This is a genomic window from Desulfobulbaceae bacterium (assembly GCA_013792005.1).
Lineage (GTDB): Bacteria > Desulfobacterota > Desulfobulbia > Desulfobulbales > VMSU01 > VMSU01.
Window position 1 is genome coordinate 1 of sequence record VMSU01000122.1, and the last position, 10,164, is coordinate 10,164.

9 protein-coding genes are annotated in these 10,164 nt (G+C 49.1%); 3 read left to right on the plus strand and 6 right to left on the minus strand.

Annotation, left to right across the window (positions count from 1 at the left end; all coding sequences use genetic code 11):
- The first annotated feature begins 360 nt into the window (after window positions 1–360).
- The 3 genes from FP815_07180 to FP815_07190 all read left to right on the plus strand — a co-directional run bounded on the left by FP815_07180 (window position 361) and on the right by FP815_07190 (window position 5,386).
- Window positions 361–2,124: a chloride channel protein gene (locus FP815_07180; protein MBA3014723.1), complete on the plus strand. Its 1,764-nt coding sequence runs from the start codon at window positions 361–363 to the stop codon at window positions 2,122–2,124.
- Between the two features lie 316 nt (window positions 2,125–2,440).
- Window positions 2,441–3,238: a DUF3786 domain-containing protein gene (locus FP815_07185; GenBank protein MBA3014724.1), complete on the plus strand. Its 798-nt coding sequence runs from the start codon at window positions 2,441–2,443 to the stop codon at window positions 3,236–3,238.
- A 321-nt stretch (window positions 3,239–3,559) separates the two neighbouring features.
- Window positions 3,560–5,386 (plus strand): sodium:proton antiporter, encoded by a 1,827-nt coding sequence (locus FP815_07190; GenBank protein ID MBA3014725.1) that lies wholly within the window; start codon window positions 3,560–3,562, stop codon window positions 5,384–5,386.
- Between the two features lie 295 nt (window positions 5,387–5,681).
- On the opposite strand, the gene FP815_07195 is transcribed toward FP815_07190, so the two are convergent.
- The 6 genes from FP815_07195 to FP815_07220 all read right to left on the minus strand — a co-directional run.
- Complete coding sequence (locus tag FP815_07195; GenBank protein ID MBA3014726.1) at window positions 5,682–6,542, minus strand: 4-hydroxybenzoate octaprenyltransferase; 861 nt, start codon at window positions 6,540–6,542, stop codon at window positions 5,682–5,684.
- Window positions 6,542–7,120 (minus strand): UbiX family flavin prenyltransferase, encoded by a 579-nt coding sequence (locus FP815_07200; protein MBA3014727.1) that lies wholly within the window; start codon window positions 7,118–7,120, stop codon window positions 6,542–6,544. The genes FP815_07195 and FP815_07200 overlap by 1 nt, the downstream gene beginning before the upstream one ends.
- A complete protein-coding gene (locus FP815_07205; GenBank protein ID MBA3014728.1) occupies window positions 7,117–7,824 on the minus strand; it encodes a ubiquinone/menaquinone biosynthesis methyltransferase in 708 nt (235 codons plus the stop codon). The genes FP815_07200 and FP815_07205 overlap by 4 nt, the downstream gene beginning before the upstream one ends.
- Window positions 7,825–7,846: 22 nt before the next feature.
- The gene (locus tag FP815_07210) at window positions 7,847–8,659 is read right to left on the minus strand and encodes a menaquinone biosynthesis protein (protein ID MBA3014729.1); all 813 of its coding nucleotides are present in this window, start codon (window positions 8,657–8,659) and stop codon (window positions 7,847–7,849) included.
- 26 nt (window positions 8,660–8,685) lie between these two features.
- Entirely contained in the window at window positions 8,686–9,948 is a 1,263-nt protein-coding gene (locus tag FP815_07215; protein ID MBA3014730.1) for an amidohydrolase family protein, read from the minus strand.
- A 56-nt stretch (window positions 9,949–10,004) separates the two neighbouring features.
- A partial coding sequence (locus FP815_07220; protein MBA3014731.1) for a dehypoxanthine futalosine cyclase occupies window positions 10,005–10,164 on the minus strand: 160 nt, incomplete at its 5' end.

The following is a 10,164-nucleotide window of genomic DNA, read 5'->3' on the forward strand; positions in this document are numbered from 1 at the left end:
AACAGCAAGCGTAAAAAAATCATGGTTAGTCATAAATCATCGCATGATACTCAATGTCAGTGTGTCCTCAGCCATTGGCAGAACTCTATCACCGTCAACTGTCAACCGTAAACTGACAACCTTCTAAGTTACAAATCATTTATCGATATCTATATCTAAATGAAATCGATATATTTTCTGACGATTTGTATCTTTCATAATCAATACAGGCGGCACCCCGGTTGGGAAGCTGAGCAGTTACCAAGTATGATAATATAGATTCTTTTACGCTTGCTGTTTCCTTGCGTTCATGTTTTTGTTAAAAATTACGCCCAGACACCATCCACCAGTCCATAAAGCTCCATTCTTCACCCCCAGACGATGAAAATTAAACCAAAAAAATTCCTGCCCGGTGAAAATTCTCTGATGGTAATAATCGCCTCCTTCATCGGTCTAGCTGCTGGCCTGGCTAACATCTGCTTTCGAACCGTCACCGAATTCGTTCACATCACTATTTTTGTGCCAGGCTATGCTTGGGCCAGCCAAGGGGGATGGCATATTTTACTCCTGCCCTTGATTCCGGTCAGCGGAATGATACTTCTTATTCCCCTATCACTCCTGTTCCCCGGTGAAATCAATGGCTACGGCTTCACCAATTTCCTACGAAAGGTCAATCTACAAGGGGGATCAATCAGTTTTCGCACCATCATCCTCAAGATCATCTCCTGCTCACTAACCATCGGGACAGGAAACTCGGCAGGAGTAGAAGGCCCCATTGCCCAGGTTGGCGGAGCGCTCGGATCGCAAGTCGGGAAATCTTTCCGCGTCTCCAGCGACCGAATGAAGATTTATATCGCAGCAGGTAGCGCGGGTGCTGTGGCCGCCATGTTCAACGCACCCATTGCCGGAATGTTTTTTGCCTCGGAGATTGTGCTCCTTGGCACCTACGAGGTTGCTTCGTTCTCCGCGCTAGTCATCTCATCCGCCATGGCCACTGTTTTGTCCAGAGCGTACTATGGCGCCAATCCCGCTTTCGCCATCTCCAACTTCCAAATGGTCAATCCCATGACCGAAATCCCGCTCTACATGCTCATGGGCGTCTGGATCGGTATTCTTGCCGTTATCTATATTGCTTTTTTCTATAAAGTTCGGGATCATTTTGCCACCCTCTCAATACACCCACAACTCAAACCGATTATCGGTGCTTTGATGATAGGCGTTTGCGGCATGGCTTTCCCCCAAATCATGGGTGACGGCTATCACGCCATCCTCAAGGTTCTCACCGACCCCAACCCTTTATGGCTGATAGCCCTCCTTATCTTCCTGAAAATCGCGGCCACCTCAATCACCTTAGGTTCCGGCGGGTCTGGCGGCGTTTTTGCGCCTGCCTTGTTTATCGGGGCAATGGCGGGAGGGTCCTTCGGCTCAGTTGCTCACTGGCTCTTCCCAAACTCAACCGCCCACCCAGGTTCTTACGCTGCGATTGGTATCGGCGCTTTTTTAGCAGCCTCGACCCATGCCCCTCTGACCGCTATTTTCCTACTCTTTGAAATGACCGACGACTCCACAATCATCATTCCCATCATGCTGTCAAGCATCATCGGCACCGTGGTCTCGGCCAGACTGTACCATGACTCCATCGACACGGTAGACTTCTCCCGCGAAGGCATCGATATCCACGAAGGCCGGGAATCGGCAATTATGCGCTCCATCAAGATCGGACGAATCCTCACCGAAGATGTTGATTTCATCAGCGAGAAAGCCAATGTCGATCAACTTCTGCGCATCTTCAGCATGGCCAAAGACAGTTTTTATTTCCCGGTTGTCGATGAAACCGGCCACATGACCGGCATTATCTCCCTTCAGGACGTCAAGAACATCCTCCACGATGAAAAATTGCGCTGCACCGCCACCGTCGGCAAAGTCTGCGCTCGCAACGTGGTCTTTCTTACCCCGGACGACAACTTATACACTGCCATTACCCTGTTTGACAGAAAAGGCTTTGACGAAATCCCGGTTGTCGAATCGGCAGAAAGCAAGTGGGTCCTCGGAATGCTAAAACGCCGGGATGTGCTGAACGCTTACAACGCCGAAGTATTAAAACGAGGCATCAGCGAACGAAGTTGCCCGATCAAGCTTAATTGAAACATTGTAATCGTTCACCAGAAGCGTTGAACGTGCGGATTTCACCGGACTGTAAACGTTTACCGGGTGCCCCACCAGCCGGAGTCTCCCTACGGTCGCTTACCTGCGCGATTTTTATTGACCCGCTTCGTCGGTCAATAAAGCGGTCTGCGAAGTGTGCTAGTTGCACATGAGCAGGCCGCTAACAGCTAAGCGAGTTTGCGAGACTGCGAAGCAGATGGGGTGTCCGGTGAACGTTTACGAAACATTCAATCCGTAACTATACCTGAGAGCATCAACTTGAATGCATCTCAAAAACACCGATCGGTCTTGATCAATGACCCATATTCGATCCCCCCTGACAATTTATAAAATATTACCTCAAACCAATTGCGGGCTATGCCTTCTGCCCTCATGCCTGGCTTTTGCAGCGGCAGTGGTGGCAGAACGCAAAAAACTCCGGGACTGTCCATCTCTGTCTGCTGAACAGATGCTAAAATTTTCCATTGAGTGCCCACGGATAGGGGCCATGGACGATGACCAGGCAGAGTTCATGCTAAAGTTAAAGGAAAAAATGGCAACCGTTAACCTTGTCCAGATCGCCCCACTGATCGGTGGCACCATGCTCGGTGAACGCATAGTTATCAATTCTTTAGGCAAGGACTTCATTATTGACCGTCATGGCGACATCACCTCAGAGTGCCATATTATCCCCTGGGTTCAAGCCCCATTGCTCGCCTGCATCACCAACATCACCCATAGCGCCCCGACTGGCAAATGGATTTCCTTTCGAGAGATTAACGGCGGAATTGAATGGCAAGGGCTTTTCACCAGCCGTTGCGAGACGCCGCTAAGGAAACTGGCCGACAAAAATCAATCGCTATTGGGCGATCTGATTAATTTGTTTATGGGCAGGACCATTGACTGGTATCAGGCAGACATTGCCCTGATTCTCCACCCCTTGCCCAAAGTCCCCATTCTCATCTGCTACCAGGCCCCGGAAGAGGATCTTGAGTCTGCCCTCACCATCTTCTTCGACGAATGCACCCCCCATAATCTCCATATCAAATCCATCTTCACGCTATGTTCAGGTCTGGTACAGATGTTTTCGAAAATCGCCGAACATCACCTCTGAACAAACACACATAATATCCAAGATCTCCACAACCTGATCCATGGTAAAGACCTATCATCAAAAGGCTTATGATTTGCACGCTCAGCAAGAACGGTAGTAATCTTAACAAAACACGCTACTGGCTACAATCATCCGTTGAGCGCTGACCCACAATATAGCCCGATAATTCTCTCTTTTTTGCTGAAAGCGGGTAAGGGAAAGATAATTATTCCGAACACTAGATGAGAAATGTTTCGACAGCGCCAGCAAGATATGGCAATTCTACTCATCCTAACCAACAGATCACTCTTACATTCATCATAACAAAAGACATAACTCCCGATGCTGATCGATAAGGTTTTCATTCTGGCTGCCGTTGTATTCACCGGCATTCTTTGTCAATGGTTTGCCTGGAGAGTAAAGCTACCGGCCATCCTCTTCCTGCTCCTTGCCGGACTCGTCGCCGGACCGCTTACCGGATGGCTCAACTCCGATCTGCTCTTCGGAGATCTGCTCTTTCCCTTCATCTCCCTCTCTGTTGCGGTAATTCTTTTCGAAGGCAGCCTCACTCTACGGTTCCATCAGATCGCCGGTTTGGGTCAAGTGGTCCGCAACCTGATCTCCTTCGGGATACTGACTACGTGGCTGATCACCGCCGCCGCCACCCGCATTGTCTTTGATTTCCCTTGGGGACTAGCACTGCTTTTCGGAGCAATCACTTCGGTGACCGGCCCCACCGTGATCGTCCCCATGCTCCGTACTGTCAGGCCCAGCGCACCCGTTGCCAATATTCTCCGCTGGGAAGGCATTGTTATCGATCCCATTGGAGCAACGTTGGCCGTTTTGGTCTACGAATTCATCCTAGTCGGCAGTAATGGCAACGCATTGGGTCACACCTTGCTCGCTTTTGCAAAACTTGTCGGCATCGGACTTCTCTTGGGCTCTTTGGCCGGATATCTGTACGGCATCATTCTCCGCCGCCATTGGATGCCGGAGTTTCTTCACAATGTGGCGACGTTAGGCCTAGTTATCTTTGTTTTTGCGGTTTCCAACAGTATCCAGCACGAATCCGGCCTACTCACCGTAACAGTCATGGGTATCTGGCTTGCCAACATGCGCAATGTTACCATGGAAGAGATCCTGGACTTCAAGGAGAGTTTAAGCGTCCTGCTGATATCCGTGCTTTTCATCCTGCTGGCGGCCCGCCTTGACGTTCAGCGCTTTGTCCATCTTGGGTGGCAGGTCGTTTTTATCTTTCTTTCCATTCAGTTCCTATCCAGACCCTTAAGTGTGATGTTTTCCACTCTTGGCTCTAAATTAAGCTGGCCAGAAAGGCATCTTCTTGCCTGGATAGGTCCAAGAGGGATCGTGGCTGCTGCCATCGCCGCCCTGTTTTCCATCAGACTGACAGCCTTAGGACACACTCAGGCAGAGCTGCTGGTACCACTAACGTTTTCGGTAATCATCGGCACCGTGGTCTTGCAAAGCGCCACAGCGGGTTTCATTGCCAAAAAACTTGGTGTAGCCGAACCTGAACCCAAGGGATTCCTTATAATCGGAGCCAATCTGGTGGCAAGGGCAATTGGCAAGGCTTTAAAGCAGGAGGGGTTTCGGGTATTACTCATTGACAGCAGTTGGGAAAAAATCAGCAAGGCCAGGCTTGAAGGCTTAGAGACTTATTACGGTGAGCCGGTTTCCGAGCATGCAGACCGAAATCTCGACTTAGTCGGAATCGGCAAGATGCTCGCGCTTTCACCACGCGGCGCTCTCAACACCCTTTCCTGTATGCACTACCGGATGGAACTAGGGGCAGATGCCGTATTTGCGATCCAATCTGCCGAAGATTTGGAAATGTCCAAAAACCGCAAGGCGGTTTCTCGACGGCACTGGCGGGATCTCTTTGGACATGAAGTTACATTTACCAGCCTGACCAAGTCCCTATCTAAAAAAGGCTGGGATATCCGCAGCACAACCCTTAGCCAGACTTTTGATTATACGAACTATCAGCGACAACATGACCATGGACTCATACCACTCTTTGCCATTACACCTAAAGGTAAAATCAAAATTTTCACCATAGATGAAAAATTATTGCCACAACCAGGCTGGACTATCATAGCTCTAGTAGCTGACCAAGATAAATTTCACTCCGCTACTTTGGCAACATAACCAATACAAAAAAGAAGGTAACTACACAGGTTAACGGTAATCAGTTGTCGGTTTACGGTTAAAAGAATCATGGTTAGTCATAAATCATCGCATGATACTCAATGTCAGTGTGTCCTCAGCCATTGGCAGGACCTTAATTACCGTCAACTGTCAACCGTAAACCAATAACCTGAGTAGTTACAAAAGAAGTACTGAACGAATCAAGAGATACTACGATTGATCGACTCTTTACCTTAACCTTGACCTGCATCGGGCAAATGAGAAAAGTGGGAGGAACAACAAAAAGAAAAAAATACTATCGCACCCCAAAGGCGAGCGATAGCCATGTTGTAAGGAAGAGCACGACACTGATAGCGCCATTCATCTGAAAAAATGAGACCTGAATTCTGGATAGATCTTTAGGATTAACCACGAGATGTTGATAGAAGAGGCAAACAGCCGTAATCGCTAATCCAATGAAATAAAAATAATTCAGTCCGGCCATAATCCCGGTTGCCAAAAAAAGGGCAAATGCAAGCACATGAAAAGCGACCGCCAACCGGAAAGCATTCTGTCTCCCAAAGCGAGAAGGCATGGAATAAAGCCCCTCATCCCGGTCAAAATCGGCATCAAGACAGGCATAAACCATATCAAAGCCAGTAACCCAGAACAAGACCCCGAGGGAAAGCACATAAGGAAACCCGTCCAGTGTCCCCTTAACAGCAACAAAGCCGCCAAGAGGAGAAAATGACAAGGCCAGTCCGAGAACTACATGGCACAACCAGGTAAAACGCTTGGTAAGAGAATACGCCAAAGTCAAGGCAAGAGCAAATGGCGACAGAAGGAGAGTCAGGTGATTTAACTGGTAACAGGCGAAAAAAAACAGTCCCCCTGCCACAATTACCATCACCCAAGCCTCCCACAACTTAACTGTCCCTGCAGCGAGAGCCCTATCCGCTGTCCGCGGGTTTTTGCGATCAAACCGCACATCAACGATTCGATTAAAACCCATAGCACACGTTCGTGCCCCCGCCATGGCCAAGACCACCCACAAAAAGGTTCGAGCATCAGGGACACCTTGCGCAGCAAGAAAAGCACCCATCAAAGCGAACGGCAAAGCAAAAACAGTGTGTTTAAACTTGATCATCTCAAGCATAATAAGAATTTTTTGCAGCATCACACGCTCTTCTGCCTTAACTCAATACCATCCCAACGACGCATGGACATAACTTCAATACCCAACAGACTCGCCACCCGCATGACATAATCCCTTGCTACGTCGATAAAAGAAGCCGGATGATGATAGAAAGCGGGCATGGGGGGACAGATAATCGCCCCTGCCTGATCTGCCCGGACCATATTATTGAGATGAATCCGGTTTAACGGCGTCTCGCGCACCCCAAGCACCAAAGTCCTTCGCTCTTTCAAACAGACATCAGCTGCCCGATGGATCAAATTATAAGAGTTGCCATTGGCAATGGCTGCCAGTGTCCCCATGGTACAAGGAAGAATCGCCATCCCATGATAGAGGCTCGAACCGCTGGCCATTGGCGAGGTGAAATCATCACAGGAAAACCAACGACACGGTGGTAATTCTTCAGGAGTCACACCGAGTTCAAGACTCATCACCTGTCGTCCGGCATTGGAAATAATTCCATCAACTTCAACACCCAGCTCGGCCATGAGGGCTAAAAACTCTCTGGCATAGAGCGAACCACTGGCCCCAGTAATAGCAAGGATGATCCGTTTCTTCATTTTACCCCCACATAAATCGTTACAATACCGAAGGTGAGTTGCCGACAATAGACCTTGGCAAAACCGGCTTCTTTCATCATCTTGAGTAACACCTTGGGCTCATAAAACTGGGCGATAGAACTTGCCAGGTACTCATAAGCCTCTTTATCTCCAGAGACAAGTCCTGCCACAGTCGGGAGGATTTTATTCAAATAAAAAAAATACAAAGGTTTGACCAAAGGATTCTTGGGCCGAGAAAACTCCAGGATCAAGAGCTTACCAGTTGGTTTAAGGACACGGTACATCTCGCGAAGTCCTCGCTCGGTGCGGGAAAGGTTACGAACCCCAAAGGCCACGGTGCACCCCCAGAAACTGTTGTCATGGGCAGGAATATCTTCCCCGTCACCACACACTGGCATAATCCTGCTCCGCCGTTCATCTGAAGGCAGATTGTTAACACCGGCTCGAATCATATCCTCACAAAAATCAATGGAGACTACCCGTCGCCTCTTGGCCTGACGGGCAAGTTCAAGCGACAGGGGTAAAGTTCCGGCACAGAGATCAAGAACCGCCCCCTCGGGAAAAATTTTAAGCTCTCTGGTCGTTACCCAACGCCAGTAACTGTCTATCTTGAAACTGACGAGGGAGTTAATCAGATCATAACTGCCACTGATCGAGGAAAACTTCTGCTTAACAAAGGTCTTTTTTTCTTCCGGGCTGCGCATAATCACTCTCTTGTTAACGGCATTATTCCTCTGCCGCGCTCCATATTTTTATCGGCAGAGCCTGAGGCAAAGCCTCACCCCTCCGGATTAGATTTTCATAAAAAACCTTGAGTCCATCAAGCTTATCCGGACAAAGATCGAGTTCAATCCCTTGCAAGTAGCGAAGGCAATCCTGGGATGCCATCGGGATTCTAGGGGCTACCCGTTTGCTGATTTCATCAAGGCGACGCCTCCCCTCGTACACGCACCGTTTTAGTTCCTGATGGATAGCCAGCAAGCACGGGGTGCGACGAGCCACGAACTTTTCACTGATCGCCCATACCGCAAAGACAAAAGGAAGTTTCGTCTTCCGCCGCCAGACATCGCCAAGATCAAGGACATAAGGAAAGCCTCCGTCATACTTCAAACGCAGAGCCTGATCACCAATGGCCAGCACCGCCTGGAAATCGTCAAGAGCAAGATCACTTTCCCCTTGATAATATATGGGGCACACACCATAAAAATCCTCAAGAATAATCTTGATGAGTCCGTTAGAGGTCTTCGACTGAGCGCTCAAGCAAACTCGCGCCCCATCAAGCCGCTCTGGCATACGGCGTGAAAATAAGAAGACACTGCCAACAGCTCCGGTGGCGCTGATCGACAGGTCAGGAAGAATCTGATACTTTTCCGGATGCTCAGCATATTCATGGGAAGAGACGAGCCCCAGATCCAGTTCATCATTGGCAAGCATCCGATTCAGATCAGCAGGCGCTGCCTCCACTACCTGCCAGGCAGGATTATGCACCGACTCTTTCCAGACTTCATAGAGCGCAGCCGTATTGATGAAGTTGACCATACCGATGCGGACGATATCGTTACTGCTCACACGCCCTCCAGCCAAGTTACCTTCTGCGCTGCCCCTGTATTGACCAGCGATGGAAATATTTCCGATTGCTGACCAGAAAAATCAATCGCCAACAATCGTGCATCTCGTCCGGGAACCAAAGAGCCAAGGCGACTCTCAACTCTCAATGTAGAGGCGCCACCAAAGGTAGCCATGGTAAAAATTTGCTCAGGGTTAACTTCAGGGTGATCATTCTGAAGCACCTTCATCTCCAGCCATAAATCAAGGCAATCATTACTGGCGAGACTATCAGTGCCAAGTCCTGGCATAATCTTATGTTTAAGCAGCAGGGGCACCTGCGCTCTACCAACATTAAGCTTCCGATTACTGGCAGGACAAAGACAGACTTTGGCCCTGTTTTTTGCCAACAGCTCGATCTCTTGCTCCGAAAGATGCACCGCATGCACACAAATCGTCCGTTCATCAAGGACGCCCAGTGACTGCAGATACTCTACCGCTCCGCAACCGGGATGCGGCAATAAATCGTCAAGGCCCTGGCCATCTGCCAGGGAGCCGGTTAACCGCAAACGCTCGATCAGAAAGTCACGGAATGGTCCGGTGCCAGTGCGTAAAAAAGTAACCTCATCAATAGATTCTGCTACATGAACTGGAAAAAGACCTCCTAAACGCCTCGACCTGTTCTTGAGCGCTTTGAGCAAGATCGGGTGGCAGGAGTATAGCGAATGGGCAGTGCACTGTTCGTCGTCAGACAGAGTAGATAATAGTGTCTCTGCGGCTTTCGCCGTAACAGCGAGAAGTTCACGATAAAACAGACCCTCCGCGCTCATCCCGCAACTGATATCACGGCTCTCCGCTAGATTTCCAATATCAGCGACCAGAGCAACACCTCTCTTGTATTGCTGAGCCAAGGCCCTACGACCGGTTACAACAATACTCTCTAAGGGTACTGACTGTCCCCGCTTTACCAACAGAGTTCGAATCCAGTCAGTGAAATTTGCTGAAGAGTCAATATCACCTCTAAGATAAGCAGATTCAATAGTCGTCAGTCCTTCCAGGTACGACAATTCAAGATGGGCATGGCAGTTAATGAGAGCGGGGGTCAAAAGAGCATTCTCAACATCAACCACTCGAGCAGATTCTCGGCGTAGACGAGTAAAGCGATCCACTGCCAAAATCCGTCCATTGTGAACCATCACCCCGCCATCGGCAATTGGCGCTGAGGTAACTGGCACTACAAACGGTGCTCGATACAGCGTGAGATTAGTCGAAATTGAAGTCATATTGACCACAGGTTACGGATTAATTTCCACGATGTGGCTTTCAAATCACCACTCCCCTATCCCACCATGGTGTAATCCATCAACCGCTGGCAAGGAATAAATCCAGCCTCTGTTACCAATTGCCTGATCTCCTCTTCACTCAGTCGAAAATTAACTCCGGCAGCAGCCACCACATTTTCCTCGATCATGGTGCTGCCAAAATCATTAGCGCCAAAG

Bases quoted from the DNA above. Each gene is read 5' to 3' on its own strand.
- FP815_07180 (MBA3014723.1), top strand. From the start codon at position 361: ATGAAAATTAAACCAAAAAAATTCCTGCCCGGTGAAAATTCTCTGATG.
- FP815_07185 (MBA3014724.1), top strand. From the start codon at position 2,441: ATGACCCATATTCGATCCCCCCTGACAATTTATAAAATATTACCTCAA.
- FP815_07190 (MBA3014725.1), top strand. From the start codon at position 3,560: ATGCTGATCGATAAGGTTTTCATTCTGGCTGCCGTTGTATTCACCGGC.
- FP815_07195 (MBA3014726.1), bottom strand. From the start codon at position 6,542: ATGCTGCAAAAAATTCTTATTATGCTTGAGATGATCAAGTTTAAACAC.
- FP815_07200 (MBA3014727.1), bottom strand. From the start codon at position 7,120: ATGAAGAAACGGATCATCCTTGCTATTACTGGGGCCAGTGGTTCGCTC.
- FP815_07205 (MBA3014728.1), bottom strand. From the start codon at position 7,824: ATGCGCAGCCCGGAAGAAAAAAAGACCTTTGTTAAGCAGAAGTTTTCC.
- FP815_07210 (MBA3014729.1), bottom strand. From the start codon at position 8,659: ATGGTCAACTTCATCAATACGGCTGCGCTCTATGAAGTCTGGAAAGAG.
- FP815_07215 (MBA3014730.1), bottom strand. From the start codon at position 9,948: ATGACTTCAATTTCGACTAATCTCACGCTGTATCGAGCACCGTTTGTA.